11 protein-coding genes are annotated in these 17196 nt (G+C 68.2%); 2 read left to right on the forward strand and 9 right to left on the reverse strand.

The window, feature by feature from the left end; all coding sequences use genetic code 11:
• Positions 1–2: 2 nt before the first annotated feature.
• Together R9J51_RS10390 and R9J51_RS10395 are read left to right on the forward strand one after the other, a co-directional pair.
• Positions 3–1799 (forward strand): IlvD/Edd family dehydratase, encoded by a 1797-nt coding sequence (locus R9J51_RS10390; RefSeq protein ID WP_168554406.1) that lies wholly within the window; start codon positions 3–5, stop codon positions 1797–1799.
• Positions 1800–1867: 68 nt separating this feature from the next.
• The gene (locus R9J51_RS10395; protein ID WP_179504422.1) at positions 1868–2722 is read left to right on the forward strand and encodes an SMP-30/gluconolactonase/LRE family protein; all 855 of its coding nucleotides are present in this window, start codon (positions 1868–1870) and stop codon (positions 2720–2722) included.
• 51 nt (positions 2723–2773) lie between these two features.
• Here the strand turns inward: R9J51_RS10395 and R9J51_RS10400 are convergent, their stop codons facing one another.
• From R9J51_RS10400 to R9J51_RS10440, 9 genes are all read right to left on the reverse strand, one after another.
• Positions 2774–3403, reverse strand: a complete 630-nt coding sequence (locus R9J51_RS10400) for a ParB-like protein (RefSeq protein WP_168554408.1) — start codon at positions 3401–3403, stop codon at positions 2774–2776.
• A gap of 32 nt (positions 3404–3435) precedes the next feature.
• Complete coding sequence (locus tag R9J51_RS10405) at positions 3436–5055, reverse strand: SulP family inorganic anion transporter (RefSeq protein ID WP_179504423.1); 1620 nt, start codon at positions 5053–5055, stop codon at positions 3436–3438.
• A gap of 85 nt (positions 5056–5140) precedes the next feature.
• The gene (dapF, locus tag R9J51_RS10410; RefSeq protein WP_218843464.1) at positions 5141–5956 is read right to left on the reverse strand and encodes a diaminopimelate epimerase; all 816 of its coding nucleotides are present in this window, start codon (positions 5954–5956) and stop codon (positions 5141–5143) included.
• Between the two features lie 350 nt (positions 5957–6306).
• A complete protein-coding gene (locus R9J51_RS10415; protein ID WP_432787376.1) occupies positions 6307–7638 on the reverse strand; it encodes a cell wall hydrolase in 1332 nt (443 codons plus the stop codon).
• 12 nt (positions 7639–7650) lie between these two features.
• A complete protein-coding gene (locus R9J51_RS10420) occupies positions 7651–9021 on the reverse strand; it encodes an outer membrane beta-barrel protein (RefSeq protein WP_179504424.1) in 1371 nt (456 codons plus the stop codon).
• Between the two features lie 666 nt (positions 9022–9687).
• Entirely contained in the window at positions 9688–11094 is a 1407-nt protein-coding gene (locus R9J51_RS10425; RefSeq protein ID WP_179504425.1) for a glycosyltransferase family 4 protein, read from the reverse strand.
• Positions 11094–12485: a polysaccharide pyruvyl transferase family protein gene (locus R9J51_RS10430; RefSeq protein WP_432787377.1), complete on the reverse strand. Its 1392-nt coding sequence runs from the start codon at positions 12483–12485 to the stop codon at positions 11094–11096. Before R9J51_RS10430 ends, R9J51_RS10425 begins: the two co-directional genes overlap by 1 nt.
• 170 nt (positions 12486–12655) lie before the next feature.
• On the reverse strand, positions 12656–14059 hold the full coding sequence (locus tag R9J51_RS10435) for an efflux transporter outer membrane subunit (RefSeq protein ID WP_179504426.1): 1404 nt from the start codon (positions 14057–14059) through the stop codon (positions 12656–12658).
• Positions 14056–17193 carry an efflux RND transporter permease subunit gene (locus R9J51_RS10440; protein ID WP_168554414.1) on the reverse strand — a complete coding sequence of 1046 codons (3138 nt, stop codon included), beginning with the start codon at positions 17191–17193 and terminating at the stop codon, positions 14056–14058. The genes R9J51_RS10435 and R9J51_RS10440 overlap by 4 nt, the downstream gene beginning before the upstream one ends.
• Positions 17194–17196: the final 3 nt, after the last annotated feature.

A 17196-nucleotide genomic window follows, 5' to 3' on the forward strand; every position in this document is an offset into this window, starting at 1 on the left:
ACATGACCGACCACCAGACCCCCAAGCTGCGCAGCCGCGCCTGGTTTGATAACCCCGACAATATCGACATGACCTCGCTCTATCTGGAGCGGTACCTCAATTTCGGGATCAGCCTGGAAGAGTTGCGCAGCGGCAAGCCGATCATCGGCATCGCGCAGACCGGCAGCGACCTTTCCCCGTGCAACCGCCACCACCTGGTGCTGGCCGAGCGTATCCGCGAAGGCGTGCGCGAGGCCGGCGGCATCGTCCTGGAATTTCCGGTTCATCCGATCCAGGAAACCGGCAAGCGGCCCACGGCAGGGCTCGATCGCAACCTCGCCTATCTGGGCCTGGTCGAAGCGCTCTATGGCTATCCGATCGATGGCGTGGTGCTGACCACCGGGTGTGACAAGACCACCCCCGCGCTGCTGATGGCGGCGGCCACGGTCAATATCCCCGCGATTGCCCTCTCGGTCGGCCCCATGCTCAATGGCTGGCACAAGGGTGAGCGCACCGGTTCGGGCACCATCGTGTGGAAAGGCCGCCAGTTGATGGCCGCCGGCGAACTCGATGCCGAAGGGTTCATCAAGCTGGTCGCGTCTTCGGCGCCATCCACCGGTTATTGCAACACCATGGGCACGGCCACCACGATGAACAGCCTGGCCGAAGCGCTGGGCATGATGCTGCCCGGTTCGGCCGCGATTCCCGCGCCCTATCGCGATCGCCAGGAATGCGCCTATCACACCGGCAAGCGCATCGTCGACATGGTGCGCGAAGACCTCAAGCCTTCCGACATCCTCACGCTCGATGCGTTCCACAACGCCATCGTGGTCAATTCCGCGATCGGCGGATCGACCAACGCGCCGATCCACCTGGCCGCGATTGCCCGCCACGTGGGCGTGGACCTGCCGCTCGACGACTGGCAGCGCCTGGGCCACAAGGTGCCCTTGCTGGTCAACCTGCAGCCAGCGGGCGAATACCTGGGCGAGGATTACTATCGCGCCGGCGGCGTGCCGGCCGTGGTCGGCCAGTTGATCGACCAAGGCCTGATCCGTGAGCAGGCGATGACCGTCAACGGCCGCACCATGGGCGAAAACTGCCGTGGCGTGGAAATCGAGGACGAGCGTGTGATCCGCCCGTTCGCCCAGCCACTGGTCGAAGAAGCCGGCTTCCTGGTGCTCAAGGGCAACCTGTTCGACGCCGCGATCATGAAAACCAGCGTGATCAGCGAGGAATTCCGCGCGCGCTATCTGTCGAACCCGGCCGATCCCGACGCGTTCGAAGGCCCCTGCGTGGTGTTCGACGGGCCGGAAGACTATCACCACCGCATCGACGATCCGGCGGTGGGGATCACGCCCGAAACCTTGCTGTTCATGCGCGGCGCCGGGCCGATCGGCTATCCGGGCGCAGCCGAAGTGGTCAACATGCGCCCGCCGGCCTACCTCATCACCGAAGGCGTCAGCGCGCTGCCGTGCATCGGCGATGGGCGCCAATCGGGCACCAGCGGCAGCCCCTCGATCCTCAATGCCAGCCCGGAAGCGGCGGCGATGGGCGGCCTGGCGCTGCTCGAAACCGGGGACCGGGTGCGCATCGATCTCAACGCCGGCACGGTGAACGTGCTGGTTGCCGACGATGTGCTGGAAGCGCGCCGCGCTGCGCTGGTGGCCAAGGGCGGCTATCCCTATCCGGCCAGCCAGACGCCGTGGCAGGAAATCCAGCGCGCGCTGGTGGGCCAGATGAACACCGGTGCCATCCTGGAAGGCGCGGAAAAGTACCAGCGCATTGCCCAGACCCGTGGGCTGCCGCGCGACAACCATTGAGCGATGATGGGAAGCGTGGGCCTGGCCCCGCGCTTCCCGCTGAACGAAGCGAAAGGATGACGGCCGCGATGGCACCCTGGCGCAAGATCGAACGCGACGTGGCCGATACCCTGGGCGAGGGCACGCTGTGGTGCCCGCGCGACGGCGCGCTCTACTGGACCGATATTCTTGCCCCGGCGCTCAACCGGCTGGATCTGGCCAGCGGGGCGATCCACCGCTGGGCCATGCCGGAGCCTCTGGGCTGGGTGGCCGCAAACCGCGCGGGCGGCCTGGTCGGCGGCTTTCGCAGCGGCGTTGCGCGCATCACGCTGGATCCGCTGCACATTGCCGAACGCAGCGATCCCGAGCCGCACTTGCCAGGCAACCGCATGAACGATGGCAAGGCCGATGCCCATGGCGCGATCTGGTGCGGCACGATGGACATGGCCGAAACGCAGGATAGCGGCACGCTCTATCGCCTCGCTCCCGATGGCACGTTCCAGGCGATCGACACCGGCTATGGCGTGCCCAATGGCCCGGCGTTTTCGCCTTGCGGCCAGTGGCTCTATCACGCCGACAGCGCGCGGCGCGTGATCTATCGCTTCCCGCTCACGGCCGACGGCGTGGGGCAGCGCGACGTTTTCGTGCGCTTCGAGGAAGCCGACGGCTATCCCGACGGGATGACGTGCGACGCACAAGGGTTCCTGTGGCAGGCGCACTGGGATGGCGGGCGGATCAGCCGCTTTGCCCCCGATGGCCGGCTCGATCGCACGATCAGCCTGCCTGCCCGCCGCATCACCAATATCGCCTTTGCCGGTAAAAGGCTCGATCGCATGTTCGTGACCAGCGCGCGCGTGGGGCTGGATGACGCAAACGAATTCGACGGCGCCCTGTTCGAAGTGGATGCTGGCGTCGCCGGCTGCGCACCGGGTACATACGCCTAGATTTGCCCCACCGTGCCGATGGTGGAGGGGCTGCAGCCCCTCTCAATCCGGTCAATCGCTTTCCACCCCGGCATAGCCGGGCAGGTGCCGCGCCGCGCGGCTGCGGGCCAGTTCTATTCCCACCCGCAGCGCCTCGTCGAACTTGTTGGCGAGCTTGCGCGGGCCGATATGGTCGCGCAGGAAATCGGCCCACAGGAATTCGGCATAAGGCCGCGTGGTCTTGGCATAGCCACCGGCCCGCCGCACATCGCTTGCCAGCGATCGCCAGGGATCGTCTTCCAGCTTGCCGACATGGTGGGGCAGGGCTTTCCATTCGCGCCGCCGCCCGCGCGCGTCATAGGGATGCAGCCAGTTGTTGGCGTCCATGAACGCCAGGAAGCGCTTGCGCGGCAAATGCGCCAGCCGCGCGACCACCGAAACCAGCACCTGCTCCACCCCTTCGAGATGCAGCGCCAGGGCCAGGTGGTGATGGTCGAGCATCCACAGTTGATCGTCTGGGCCGATCACCGCCGGAATCATGTGCGCGCCCAGGAATTCGCCTGCGGCGCTGGCCTCCTGGCGGCGCGTCCAGTCGCGGCGCTTGCGCTCCACTTCGCGCAGGCCGATCGTCATCTGCGTGGGGCGCAAGTCGGCAATGGCCACGGTCTTGAGAATCGGTTGGATCGGTCCCGCAAGTCCCATGATCTATTTCCCACCGTCTTTGCCCAATGGACTCAGTGCCCGGCAGGCGCAGTCTGCGCCAAAGCCACTGCATCAGCAACGCTGAAGGTGGCATTGCGTGCCAGGTCATCGAGACCGGCTGCCGCCAGCACCGCCCGCGCGCGATCATGCGTGCGCGCCAGGATCAGCCGGCCTTGGCGCGCGGCCAGGGTCTTGTGCAGCTCGCCGATCACTTCGGCCGCCGTGCTGTCCAGGTCGTCGCTTTCCTCCAGGCTGAGCACCACCACGACCGGTGCGCCCGGCCGCTGGGCGCGGCGTGCCACCAGGGCCAGCACCGTTTCGGCATTGGCAAAGAATAGCGGCGCATTGGGACGATAGATGGCCACGCCCGGCACGGCGGCAGCTTCCGGATGGGCGGCGCGATCGACGAAATCGTGGCCCTGGCTGATCTGGCCCAGTTCGCTGAGCGAGGGATGCGCCAGGCGATAGAGCAATTGCGCCAGGCTCAGCCCCACGGCCAAGAGCAATCCGTCGAGCACGCCCAGCGCCAGCACGCCCAGCGCTGCCGCTGGTGCCGTCCAGCGATCGCGGCCCGGCTTCCACGGGCGCAGCAAGGGCTCGGGCGACAGGGCATGGGCCAGCGCGGCCATCACCACGGCGGCAAGCACCGGCTGGGGCAGGCGCGCGGTCAACGGCCCGGCCCACAGCGCCAGGGCAAGCAGGGCGAGCGCCGCCATCACCCCGGCCGCCCGGCTGGTGGCGCCACTCGCCGCGTTGGCCGATCCGGCGGAAAAGCCCGCGCCCACCGGCATCCCCTGGGCCAGGGCTGCGGCGGTATTGGCCAGGCCCAGCGCGGCCAGTTCGCGATTGGGGTTCAGCGCATCGCCGCGTGCCAGCGCCAGGCTGCGGATCGTGCCCCAGCTTTCGGCAAACAGGATCAGCACCAGCGGCACGGCCAGCGGCACCAGGCGCAGCCACTGCGCGGGATCGGCCGGCAATACCGGCATCGATAGCACCAGCGGCGTGGGGCCGGCCTGGGCAATCCCCAGCCGGGCAAAACCGGGCAGGCTGGCCCCGGCAATGCCCAGCACCAGCACGATCAGCGCGCCGGGCACCCCCGGCCAGCGCCGCAGCAGCAACAGCAGCACGAGCGCACCCAGCCCGCAGGCGAGCGTCGCCACATGCCAGTGCGGCATCTGTTTCAGCACGGCCCAGGCCACGGCACCTACGGTGCCGGGCGGGGCAGGCACGCCGGTCATCGCGGGCAGTTGGCGGATTATGATCGTCAGCGCCAGGCCAAGGGCAAAGCCGCGCAAAACCGGCCGCGCGATAAAGCCGGCAAGGCTGCCCAGCCGTGCCGCTGCCAGGGCGATGAACAGTCCCCCGGCCAAGAGCGTGAGGGCGGTGGCATTGGCGGCCGTTGCAGCGGCACCGCCTGGCCCCGCCACCAGGCTGCCCAGGCTGGCCGCCAGGATCGCAGCCGAGGACGAAGTTGGCGAGACGACGGCAAACCGGCTGCGCCCCACCAGAGCATAGGCAAGGCCGCCCGCCACGGCAGCAATCAGCGCGCGACTTGGTGCCAGCCCGGCAATCCCGGCATAGGCAACGGCCTCGGGCAGCATCAGGCCGGCCATGGCCAGCCCTGCCAATGCGTTGCGCACAGTGAAAGCCATCGTTACCCTCCCGCGCCTCTCGCTGCGCCTGGCCTCGATCACGAACCGGCCGGTTGTGGTTCGTCGGCGCGGCGCCAGGGCGATTTCACAGCGCCCTATCCAGCATTGGGCGGTCGATCTCACCGCAGTAGATATGTTCAACCGGGCCGGCGAGGCGAACGCCACCCGAGCCGTCCCATTCCACCTCCACCGGTCCGCCGTCGCACACAACCACGACGCGCTCGTCCAACAGGCCCCGGCGGATACCGCCGACAACTGCGCCACACGAGCAAGAGCCCGATCCCAGGGGGATGCCGCCGCCGCGTTCCCAAATCCGCAGCCGGATATGGCTGCGACTTAGCACCTCGACAAAATGCACGTTTGTTCGTTGCGGGAACAGGGGGTGCATTTCCATCGCCGGGCCAACCGTTGCCACGTCGACGCGCGACAGGTCGTCGACGAAGAACGTGCAATGCGGATTGCCCATGCTGCAGGCGGTGGGATCGCCCGCCAGGGGCAGGGCGAGCGTATCCGCCTCTCGTGCCAATGGCACATCGCGCCAATCGAGCGATGGTGTGCCCATATCGACGGAGATGGCGCCACCTTGCCTGCGTTCACACCGCAGCAGCCCCCGTTTTGTTCGGACGAAGACAAAATTCTGAGCCGTCTCGCGCATGAGAAGGTCGGCGACGCCGCGCGTTGCACTGCCGCAGGCATCCAACGGCGTGCCGTCGGCATTCCAAAACGCCAGTTCGACGTGCCCGTCCTGGCCGTCCGACATCATGGCGAGCTGATTAAATCCAATGCCGCGATGGCGGTTTCCAAGACGGCATGCGAGTGGGCTTGTCATGGCGATTGACCTGCCGCGCGCATCAACGATGACGAAATCGTCGCCGTTGGCATGCATCTTGTGGAATTCCATGGGCATCCTTTGGCTACAAGCGATCCTGCGGGCTGTGGCGCATTGGGCGATATCCTGTTCGCCAGGGCCGGGAAACACCTCTTTGCTTCGACGGGATTTTGGCTCGATCGGCCCCATCGATACCTGGCAATAGGGAAAGTCCAGGAGCGTCGTTTCGATCGGCACGCGGCGAACTGATCCGGCCACTCCATGATGCCGACCCAACGCGGCGCGTGGCCGCCGTAGATGGCGCCCGGCAGCCACCCGTGCGCGGCAAGGCGGTCACTGAAGGTTTGTCGCGCGCAGCCTGTCAGGCCTCAGCCAGCCCTGGTGCACACCCAGAGATCAGCCGGTTGCATCTCCCCGGCCGCTCAGTTGACCACCAACCCCTGCCGCTGTCCCGCCGGCGGCAGGCATTGCGCCTTGTCGCTGCGGGGCGTGGCGGCGCAATCCCACCAGGCGCCTTCGCCGCCGTTTTCGCGGTTGCGGCGATAGGCGAAGGCGAGAGTGTCCATTCCCCCAGTCGTTCCGCGCCAGCCCAGCACCACGCAGCGTGGGCGGTGGCCGCATGCCTCCAGCGCGAGGATGGCATAGCGGCCGGGAAACAGCGCGGGGTCGAACGTCAGGCGGATCGCACTTTCGTCTGCCGTGCCCCCGCCGCTGGCGGGCGCGGTGTGCATGGCCATCAGCGCGGCACGGCCAGGAGCGAGCGCGGCTGACAGGCTGCCATCGCGCAGGGCCAGGCCTGGGGCGCCCACCGGGCCGTCGCTTCCAGCCAGCCGGGTATCGGCCGTCACGCCTTCGTCGCTGTCTGCCAGGCTGGCGAGCAGCGCACCATCCTGTCCCGCCGCGGCGGGATCGTGCGTGGGTGAAAGCGTCGTCAGCTTGGGTTCCAGCGGTTCGGTGGCCATGTCGGCGCCGCCGCGGCGAAACGCGGGGGTCATGCCCCACCAGCCTTGCCAGCGATAGAACAGATGTGCGCCAACCTGGGCCAGCTTGGTCAGCGAATCCCGCCACTTGGGCACCACGTAATCGGCATGGTAATGCGTTGCCCAGCCCACGCGGGGATCGACGGCGCCGGCCAGCGCCGCCCCGGCAATCGCCCGGGCCCGCGCCCAGGCTGCCGGACCGGGATGGCGCGCGGCCAGGCTGCCATCGCAGGTGAAGGTGAATTGGCAGCCGGTCTGGCGTTCGGACCCCTGGAACACCACGCCGCATACGCTGCTGGCGAAAGCGGGATGGCGCGCACGGTTGAGCACGACCTGGACCACGGCCCGCTCGCCCGAGGGATCGTCGCCCGCTTCGTACCACGCCGCCGCAGCCAGGCAATCGCGCGCGCGTTCGTGGTTGGGCGAAAGCGGTGCGGGCAACACGAAAGGCGTGGCCGGTGCCGGTGCCTCGGCAATCGGCACGGCAGCGTTGGACGTGCGCGCGTCCTGGCTGCTCAAGTCGACCAGCGCGGCGGGATCGGGCAGGGCTGGCGGCGGGGCGGTGGGGCTGGCAAGGTCCACCCGCAGGGCGGCTCGGTCAGGGCCTGGCGCCAGCAAGCGCAACGTGGCCGCCAGTGCCACCAGGAACAACAGCGCCATCGCGGCGCGCAGCGCAAGCTCGGCCCGCCTTGCGGCCGTATCGACGGGTGCCGCATCGGCGTCTGACGGCGCAGCGGCGGCGGTTTCGACAGGATCGAGCGGGATGCTGGCCATCGCGCGCGCCGCTCAAAACACGTATTTCAAAGTGATGGTGGCGCGGTTCTGGTCATATTCGCGTGGCTTGGCCACCAGGGCGGAAGACCGCCCCAGCGCGTGGCGCAGCGTCCCTTCGACCATCAGGTGCGGGGCCGCCTGCCAAGTGGCCGAGAGACCCACGCTGGCATAGCGATCCACCCGCGCACCGCCGCGAAAGCGATTGACGGTATAGCTGGCGGTGGGGCGCAGGATCAGCGTACGCAGCAATTCATGCGCCGCGCCAAGGCTGAACTGCTGCTGTTCGATCCCCGCCACGTCCACGATCGGCGAACGCTGGATGGTCTTGTCGGCCGCCAGCGAAAAGGTGGTGAGCGGGGTAACATGCCAGTGCAGGTTGGCGTCATAGGCCAGGCCCGCAATCGTGGGATAGGCCGGACTGGTGAAGCGCTGGTGCAGGTAACCCAGCGCCAGTTCCCCTTCCAGCAGGCGATCCTGGCCAAAGGCCACGCCGGCCATCACGGCATAGCCATGCGCGCGGCGGGTGGCCTCTGCCGGGTTTTCATGAGGATAGCGCGTGGCGTTGAGGCGCACCGCAACCGAAACCGCCACTGCCGACGAAATCGGCCGGATCACTTTGGCGCCACCGGCCAGCGCCTGGTAATCGCGCTGCGAGAGGACGATGGTGCTGTCGCCATCATGGCGATTGAAATAGTGGAACCGGTCGAACCGCAAATCGAATGCCAGGTGCGTGGCGCCAACCTGCTGTTCCACGCTGCCGCCCAGGCCGACCTGGCGATAGGCGATCGGCTTGACCCCGAACAGCGTGTCGCCGGTGGTGCCGCGTGCTTCGATCCGCCGGTCTATCGCGGCGTCCAGGTTTATCCGCGTGTCGCGGCCGATGTCGATGCGGCCACCGATTCCGGCGCCATAGCGATCGGTGCCTTCCGCGCCGTGGCGGGCATAGCGTTCGAACAGCCCGTCGGCGCGCAGCGTCAGCGCATGGCGATCCCATCGCGATTGCACGGCGAGCGCCGGGGCAAGGCTGGCGCCCACATCGGACACACGGGGAACGCGGCGGGCATAGAGATCGTCCGTGGCAATCGCGCCGAAGCCCACGCTGGGCAGGATGCGCAGCGATCCTGCCTCGAACCCGGTGCCTTCCAGCCCCGGCCGCACGCGATTTTCCACGGTTTCCGGCCCGGCGCGACGCTCGCTGGCGTTTTGCCCGGCGGCCAGCATCGGCCACGAAAGGGCGCCGGCCAGCGACCCCCATTGCATGGCCATGCGGCCCCAGCGGCAGCGGCGCAGCCCGTCTGCCCCCGGCCTTGCGCGCGTGCCATCCCCCTTGCGATGCTGTTGCACCTCGCCTCCTGCCACCATTGCCCCAGTCACCATTGCCATGGCGGTGTCGTATCATCGCGGCGCAGGCGCGGCGGCAGCAATTGACGCCATTACTGAGGCACTTTCCGGCCGCGCGCATCGGCATTTGCTTCACCATGGCCGGCATGGCCTTGCCAAGGGGCCGGCAGGCGCTTGCCAGGCCAGGCAAAATCGTGCCGGTTCAACATCATGATCCATCGTGCCGTAATCGCACCAGATTGCCGCCAAAGCCGGGATATTTTCCCTCAGGCATTGTGCGGATCGGGTTTGCCGGCGCGTTAAGGATCGCGCGCAAGCATTCGTTGAGGGCTGTTATGTCACGCACCAAGGCGTGAACCGCTTGCTCGCCCGCTTTGCCCCTGCGCAGGTCGTCCGTTTCGGGCGCATCCTGGCGCTGTTGACCGCCACGGCAATGACGTTCGGCTATGTCACCGGACGGGCTACGGCCGAAAGTACGGCAGTCATGGCCTATGTTCTAGGCCTGCTCATCCTGCTTTCCGCACCGGGCCAGCGCAGTTCGGAATTGCTCGGCGCGCAGGCAGTGTGGATGACGGTTGCCGAATTCCTGGCGGCCGCGCAATCGGGCCAGATGCTGTTGTGGCGCTGGGCGGTGTCGGTTGCGGCGCTGGCGGTGGTCATGGTGCCGCTCAAGATCCAGCATTTGCGCAGTCTGGCCTGCCGGCACCCCTATTCGCCGTTGCGAGACCTTGAAAGGCGAGCGCCGGCGGCCAGTTCGGCCGTGCTCGATGGCCGGGCGCGGCGGGTACGGCCCCGGCCCGGCAAAACGCCCGAAGCCGATGCAGATGGCGTGGCGGGGCATTCATCCTCGCGCGCAGGATAAGGCGCCGGGCCGCCCGACACCGCCGACGCAGCCAGCCGCGCGGCATAGAAATCGAGCAGACGGGCGATCCACGCATCGGGTGACAGCGCCAGGTCATCGGGCAGGGCAAAGGCCGCCTCGCTCATGGCGCGCACGCGCGCATCATCTTGCGCCAGGGCGGCCAAGTGCCGGGCAAAGCCGGCGGTGTCGCGCGGGTCGATCGCCACGCCGGCGCCATGGCGCACCATGTCATCGGCCAGCAGCGCCGTGCCAGGCAGGATAACCGGCAGGCCGGACCGTGCGGCCTCCATCGCCACCAGGCCATAGGGTTCCGGATAGCGGCTGGGCATGACCAGCAGCCGCGCCCGCCGCGCCACCCGCGCAATCTCTGCCGGAGAAAGCCGACCGCTGAAGCGCGCTTCGGGGTGGCGGGCGCGCAACGTCGGCTCCATCGCGCCGCTGCCGACCAGGCGCAGCGGCACCCCGGCGGCGCGGGCAGCGGCAGCGGCGAGGTCAGGCCCCTTGGTTTCCTCAAGCCGGCCCACGAACAGCACTTCGCGGTTTTCCTCGGCCGGAATGCGCGTGGCAGACCATGGCTCCACCGGATTGGGCAGGGCGTGGATCGCATCGGCGGGAATGCCGGCGCGGGCCAGAAGCGGCGCCATGGCGGCATGGATTGCCAGCACCGGCGGCGCATGGGCCGGATCGAACACGCGCGTCTGGATGGCGTGGCGGACCACGCGCAACAGCTTGTGGCTGCGGCTGTGGCGGTCGCAGTCGGCCATCACGCACGCGCGCGAGAGTGGCACGAGCGGGCAGGGCCGCCCGGTCTTGAGATCGGCAAATGCCCCGTTGGGGCAGGCCAGGAAGAAATCGTGCGCGGAAATCACCAGCCTGTCGCGCACCGGGGCCAAGGCGTGGAACACGGCGGGCGAGAGGATCTGCAACCAGCCATGCAGGTGATAGACCGTGCGCGGCGTATCGTGGGTTGCGATCCAGCGGGATACCATGCGGGCGGCGCTGCGGTTCCACAGCGCAGCCAATGTCGCTTCGATCCTGGGCCGAGAGAGCAGGCGGCCCTGGCCCAGCGCCACGCAGGCAATGCCCGCGGCCGCCAGGCTGCCATCGTCACCGGTATCGCCCGCCAGCAGCGTCACCGCGTGGCCCTGGGCGCGAAACGCCCGGGCAGAGGCCAAGGCCAGCGCGCTTGCCCCGCCCATCGGCCGGGCCAGATCGTTGATCACCACGATGCGGTCGATCGGCACGCCGCGCATCAGGCCAACACCGCCCCAGCCGGTGCGGTTGCCGCGTGTGGGGCGCTGGCCGTTGCCACCTCGGCCGCCTGCCGCGGCACCTCGTGCTGGGCGGCTGAGGCAAGGCGGATGCCCAGCGCGGCCACATCGGCGCGCGTGCGCTCGATCAGGCTGGCCAGCGCAGCGCGGTCCACCCCCTCGGCCAGCGCTGCCTGCGCCAGTTCGACAATGGCGGCGGGGGCCAGGGCCGGCCCGTCGACGGCATATTGGCTTCGCCCTGCCAGCGCGAAGAAGCTGGCCAGCTTTTCGTCCCAGGTCAGCCCGATGGTGGGCACGGCAAAGGAATGGGCGGCGATGCAGGCATGCATGCGATGGGCAATGACCAGATCGCAGCCGGCAACGAACCCGGCGAGATCGGCCGGGGTGGCAAAGGGCGCGGCCATGCTGATCCGGCCCTGGCCCTGGCGCGCAATGCCGCCGCGCCAATCGGCGGCCGGGCGTTCGGCCGTCCAGCGCGGCGCGTGGCGCACCAGGCAGGCGCGGTCTTCCGGGCTGCCGTTGGTGAACAGGATCACGTGCAGTCCCTGTTGCGCCAGGGCCTGGGCGAGGGCGCCATACCATTCGATCACCGCGCCATCGTGCAGCGCGCCTGCCCCGCCCGTGGCGGCGGATTCATGGTGCTGGCCCACGTGATAGCGCAGCGCCAGGGGCGCCGTGATGCACAGGCCCACGCGCCGCCCGGCATCGCCGCGTGGCACGCCGGGCTTGCGCGGATAGTGCAGGCTGGCGAGCAGGCCGGGATCGCCCGACACTGCCGCCGCGATTGCGCCGAGCGGCTCGAGCTGCCGGGCCCAGGCCTGGCGGCTGCGTTCGTCCCGCACGGTGGCATGGGCCAGCGGGCGGCGTGCCAGGGCACGGGCAAACAGCGCGCGGCCCCGCGCAGACCACTGCGCACTGGCCCCCACGGCGTGGACGGCAAGGGGCAGGCCGCGCCGCGCCACTTCGGCCGCCGCGCCCGCCAGCTTGATCGGAAAGTTGAGATCGGCGTCGGTCAACAAGTTGCCCCCGCCGATCACCGCCGCATCGCACCGCGCAAGGCCGCCGCGCACATGGCGGCGCAGGGCCAGCCGGCTCAGCAGCGTGAGCGCCGCGCCCGCGGCCATGCGGCGCAGCGCAGGGGGCACGGCTTCGAGCAGGGCCATGGCAAGGCGCCGCCGCCCGGGTCCGCCATTCCATCCGGTGCGGCCGGCAATATCGATCGAAAAGACCTCTGCCCCGCCCAGCGCCTGGGCCAGTTCGCGCTCAAGGCATTCGGCCAGCAGTCCATCGCCCAGGTTCGGGCTGTATTTCACATTGAGCAGCGCGACGCGCATGGACGCGCGCGGGGCCGGGCTGGCAGAAGAGGGCGACATGGCGGGCACGCATCCTTGGCCGGAAACAGCAGGGCACCGGAATGGCCGCCGCTGGCGCCATTGCCGATGCCCTTAGTGTTCCCGTCCTGCCGCGCTGCGGCAAGGAACGATGCAGCCGGAACCCAACCGTTACGGAGCGATCCGCGCCGGTTTATGCCGCAACGCGGCCGTCAGGGCGTGAGGCCACCGCCCAGCACTTCATACAGCGTGACCATGTTGGTTGCGCGTGCCAGCCGGGCCGTGACCAGCGCCTGGCGGGCAGTATAGGCCGTGCGATCGGCGTCGAGCGGCTCCAGGAACGTATCGATCCCGTTCTGATAGCGGGCCAATGTGATCTGCGCCGCCTTTTCCGCATTGGCGGCATAGCTTTCCTGCGCGGCCACCTTGTCGTCGATCGTGCCGCGCCGGGCCAGGGCATCGGCCACTTCCCGGAACGCTGTCTGGATCGCCTTTTCATAAGACGCCACGGCCGCATCGCGGCTGGCCTTGGCATAGGCCAGGTTGCCCGCGTTCACCCCACCATCGAACAGCGTCTGGGTGGCGCTGCCACTGGCGCTCCAGGCAAAGGTGCCGCCGCTGAACAGGCCTGACAGGCTGGTGCTGGCAAGGCCGAGCAGCCCGGTCAGCGAGATCGACGGGAAGAACGCGGCGCGGGCTGCGCCGATGCGCGCGTTGGCCTCCTTGAGCGTATGTTCGGCCTGGAGCACGTCGGGCCGGCGAAGCAGCACGTCGGATGAAAGCCCCACGGGCAGGCTGGCCAGGGTCTGCCGCCCTTCGCCCAGCGTCTTGGGCAACAAGGCTTCGGGCACGGGCGCGCCGGTCAGCAGTTCCAGGGCGTTGCGATCCTGCGCCACATAGGTGGTATAGTCTGCCACGTCGGCCCGCGCGGTGTCGAACGCGGTCTGGGCCTGGGCCACGGCCAGCTTGGTGCCAACGCCATTGGTTTCGAGTTGCTGCGTCAATTGCAGCGTCTTGGTGCGCGAAGCGAGCGTGGCCTGGGCCACGGCCAGCGCGTCGCGGTCGGCAGCCAGTGTGAGCCAGGCCGTCGCGGTTTCGGAAACCAAGGTGATCTGCGTGGCCTTGCGGCCTTCGTCGCTGGCCAGATAGGCTTCGAACGCCGCCCGGCTGGTGTTGCGCAGCTTGCCGAACAGATCGACTTCATAGGACGATACGCCGCCGCTGAGCTGATAGCTTTCGCTGGTCACGCCGTTGCTGCGCGAGCCGGAGGCGGTCGGCCCGGCCGTGACCGTGGGCACCAGCGCGGCGCGGTCCACCTTGTAGGTCGCGCGGGCCTGGGCCACGGCAGCCACCGCGCTGCGCAAGTCGCGGTTGCTCGACAGCGCCAGGGCGATGGTGTCCTTCAACTGCTGGTCGGTGAAAAACGCCTGCCAGCCGATGGCATCCACGCCGCCCGCGCCGTCGGCCAGCGTGGGATAGCTGGTGCCCTGGGGCAGGCTGGGGGCCACCGGCAGGTCGGGACGGACGTACTTGGGCGCGAGGTTGCAGGCGCCCAGGGCCAGCATTGCGCCCCCGGCAAGCGCGGCGCGCGCGATCTTCACGTGTGGCGCGCTCATGCCTGCGCCTCCCCATTGGGTTCGTGGTGGTCGGATGGCTCGCGGTGCCGGAACACGCGCTTCACCAGGACGAAGAACAGCGGCACCAGGAAGATGGCCAGCAACGTGGCCGACAGCATCCCGCCCAGCACGCCGGTGCCGATGGCGCGGCGGCCATTGGCACCCGCGCCGCTGGCCACCGCCAGCGGAATGACGCCGGCGATGAACGCCACCGAGGTCATGATGATCGGGCGGAACCGCAGCCGCGCCGCTTCCATCGCTGCGTCGGCCGGCTTGAGCCCGCGATGCAGTGCCGCTTCGGCAAATTCCACGATCAGGATCGCGTTCTTGGCCGAAAGCCCGATGGTGGTGAGCAGGGCCACCTGGAAATAGATGTCGTTGTTATAGCCACGCAGCGTGACCGCCAGCACCGCGCCGATCACGCCCAGCGGGATCACCAGCAGCACCGACACCGGCACCGACCAGCTTTCGTAAAGCGCGGCAAGGCACAGGAAGATGAAGAAGATCGATGCGCCATAGAGCAGCCCGGTCTGGCTGCTGGCGGCACGTTCCTGATACGACAGGCCCGCCCACGCCACGTTGTAGCCACCGTTCATCTTGCTCGCCAGGTCCATCATGGTCTGCATCGACTGGCCCGAGCTGACCCCGGCCGCGGGATTGCCGACCACTTCCTGCGCGGCAATGCCGTTGAAGCGGGGCAGCACGGGGGCGCCCACGGTCCAGTCGGTCTGCGCAAAAGCCGCGAACGGGGCCATCGCGCCGTTGGTGCCGCGCACATACCACTGGCCCAGGTCCTGCGGCTTGCTGCGATAGGGCGCGTCGCCCTGCACGAAGACCTTCTTCACGCGGCCACGATCGACGAAGTCGTTGACGTAGGTGCCGCCCCAGGCAGTGGACAGGGTGGAGTTCACGTCGGACGGCGCGATCTGGAAGGCCGTGATCGCTTCGTCGTTGAGCGAAACCTTGAGCTGCGGGGTGTCTTCCAGGCCCTGCAGGCGGGCCTGGGCGACGCGGCCGCTGCTGTTGGCATCGTCCACCAACTGCTTGCGCGCGTCGGTCAGCGCGGTGCGGCCCTGGCCTTCGGCGTCCTGCAGGTACATGTCGAACCCGCCCGAATTGCCCAGACCGCGAATGGCCGGCGGCGAGAGCACGAAGATCTGTGCCTGGTTGCCCAGCTTCATCGCGAAGAGCTTGTTGAGCCGCGCCGAAATGGAAGACGCGCTGGCATCGCTGCCGGGACGATCGGCCCAGTCCTTGAGCAGGACGAAGCCCATGCCCGTGTTTTGTCCCGAGCCGCCCTGGCCGCGCCCGGCAATGATGAACACGGCGCGGATATTGTTGCCTTCGGTCTTCTGGATCAGGTCTTGCGCCTGCGCTGCCACGGCCTGCGTCTGCTCCATGGTGGAGCCGACCGGCAGGGTATAGCTGAGCATGAGCTGGCCCTGGTCTTCGTCGGGCAGGAAGCTGGTGGGCAGGCGGGTATAGAGCAGCACCATTGCCGCGATGATCGCCACGAACGCCAGCATCCACACCAGCGGGCGCCCGAGAATGCCGGTCAGGCGGTTCTGATAGCCTTCCTGCAGCCGGTCGTAACGGCGGTTGAACCCGGCAAAGAACCGGCCCTTGGGCTTTTCGGCCTGCTTGAGCAGCGTGGCGCAGAGTGCCGGAGTCAGCACCAGCGCGACCAGCACCGACAGACCCATGGCCGAAACGATGGTGATCGAGAACTGGCGATAGATCGCCCCGGTCGAGCCGCCGAAGAACGCCATGGGAATGAACACGGCCGTGAGCACCAGGGTGATGCCGATCAGCGCCGAGGTGATTTCGCCCATCGACTTGACCGTGGCATCGAGCGGCGAAAGATGCTCCTCGTGCATCACGCGCTCGACGTTTTCCACCACCACGATGGCATCGTCCACCAAGAGGCCGATCGCCAGCACCAGGCCGAACATGGTCAGCGTGTTGATGGTATAGCCCAGCAGCGCCAGGATACCGAACGTGCCGAGCAGCACCACCGGCACCGCGATCGCCGGGATCAGCGTGGCGCGCCAGTTCTGCAGGAACAGGAACATCACCACCACGACCAGCGCGATCGCCTCGAACAGGGCCTTGACCACTTCTTCGATGGAGATCTTCACGAAGGTGCTGGAATCGCGCGGATAGGCGATCTGATAGCCTTCGGGCATGTCCTTGGCGAGTTCGTCCACCTTGGCCTTGACAGCCGTGGCGGTCTTCATCGCGTTGGCGCCCGAGGCAAGGCTCACCGCGATCCCCGTGGCGGCATTGCCGTTGAGCGTGTTGATCGAGGAATAGCTTTCCTGGCCCATTTCCACGCGGGCCACGTCCGACAGGCGCACTTCGCCGCCGTCGGCATTGGTCTTGAGGATGACCTTCTTGAAATCGTCCACCGTCTGCAGGCGCGATCGCGCCGTCACCGTGGCGTCCAGCCGCTGGCCTTGCGGCGCGGGCAGGGCGCCCACTTCGCCGGCCGCCACCTGGGTGTTCTGCGCGGTGATTGCGCTCGTCACGTCCGACGGCATCAGGTTGACCGCGGCAAGCTTGGCGGGATCGAGCCAGATGCGCATGGCATAGGACGAACCGAACACGTCGGCCGAGCCCACGCCTTCCACGCGCGAGAGCGGGTCCTGGATATGCGTGGTCAGGTAGTCGGCAATGTCGGCGTTGGTGCTGCGCCCGGTGGTGTCGTACAGCGCCATGACCAGCAGCTGGTCGTTCTGCGCCTTGGTCACCGTCACGCCTTGCTGCTGCACCACGGTGGGCAGGCGGCTGGTGGCGCGCGAGATGGCATTCTGCACCTGCACCTGCGCCGTATCGGGATTGGTACCCTTTTCGAACGTTGCCGTGATGCTGGCCGAACCATTGGAACTGGTCGACGTGAAATAGAGCATGCCGTCGATGCCCTTGAGCTGCTGCTCAAGCACCTGGGTCACGCTGTTTTCCACCGCCGAGGCATCGGCGCCGTTATACGTGGCGCTGATCGAGACGGTGGGCGGGGCGATGTCGGGGTACTGTTCCACCCCCATGGTGGTGATGGAAAAGGCGCCCGTTGCCATCACGACGATCGCGATGACCCAGGCAAAGATCGGGCGGTTGGCAAAGAAGCGCGACAGCATGGG

Source organism: Novosphingobium rhizosphaerae (assembly GCF_050920675.1).
Taxonomy (GTDB): Bacteria; Pseudomonadota; Alphaproteobacteria; order Sphingomonadales; family Sphingomonadaceae; genus Novosphingobium; species Novosphingobium rhizosphaerae.

Excerpts from the sequence above, each read along its gene's own strand:
- R9J51_RS10390 (WP_168554406.1), top strand. The coding sequence starts at position 3 with ATGACCGACCACCAGACCCCCAAGCTGCGCAGCCGCGCCTGGTTTGAT.
- R9J51_RS10395 (WP_179504422.1), top strand. The coding sequence starts at position 1,868 with ATGGCACCCTGGCGCAAGATCGAACGCGACGTGGCCGATACCCTGGGC.
- R9J51_RS10400 (WP_168554408.1), bottom strand. The coding sequence starts at position 3,403 with ATGGGACTTGCGGGACCGATCCAACCGATTCTCAAGACCGTGGCCATT.
- R9J51_RS10405 (WP_179504423.1), bottom strand. The coding sequence starts at position 5,055 with ATGGCTTTCACTGTGCGCAACGCATTGGCAGGGCTGGCCATGGCCGGC.
- dapF (WP_218843464.1), bottom strand. The coding sequence starts at position 5,956 with ATGGAATTCCACAAGATGCATGCCAACGGCGACGATTTCGTCATCGTT.
- R9J51_RS10415 (WP_432787376.1), bottom strand. The coding sequence starts at position 7,638 with ATGGCCAGCATCCCGCTCGATCCTGTCGAAACCGCCGCCGCTGCGCCG.
- R9J51_RS10420 (WP_179504424.1), bottom strand. The coding sequence starts at position 9,021 with ATGGCAATGGTGACTGGGGCAATGGTGGCAGGAGGCGAGGTGCAACAG.
- R9J51_RS10425 (WP_179504425.1), bottom strand. The coding sequence starts at position 11,094 with ATGCGCGGCGTGCCGATCGACCGCATCGTGGTGATCAACGATCTGGCC.
- R9J51_RS10430 (WP_432787377.1), bottom strand. The coding sequence starts at position 12,485 with ATGTCGCCCTCTTCTGCCAGCCCGGCCCCGCGCGCGTCCATGCGCGTC.
- R9J51_RS10435 (WP_179504426.1), bottom strand. The coding sequence starts at position 14,059 with ATGAGCGCGCCACACGTGAAGATCGCGCGCGCCGCGCTTGCCGGGGGC.
- R9J51_RS10440 (WP_168554414.1), bottom strand. The coding sequence starts at position 17,193 with ATGCTGTCGCGCTTCTTTGCCAACCGCCCGATCTTTGCCTGGGTCATC.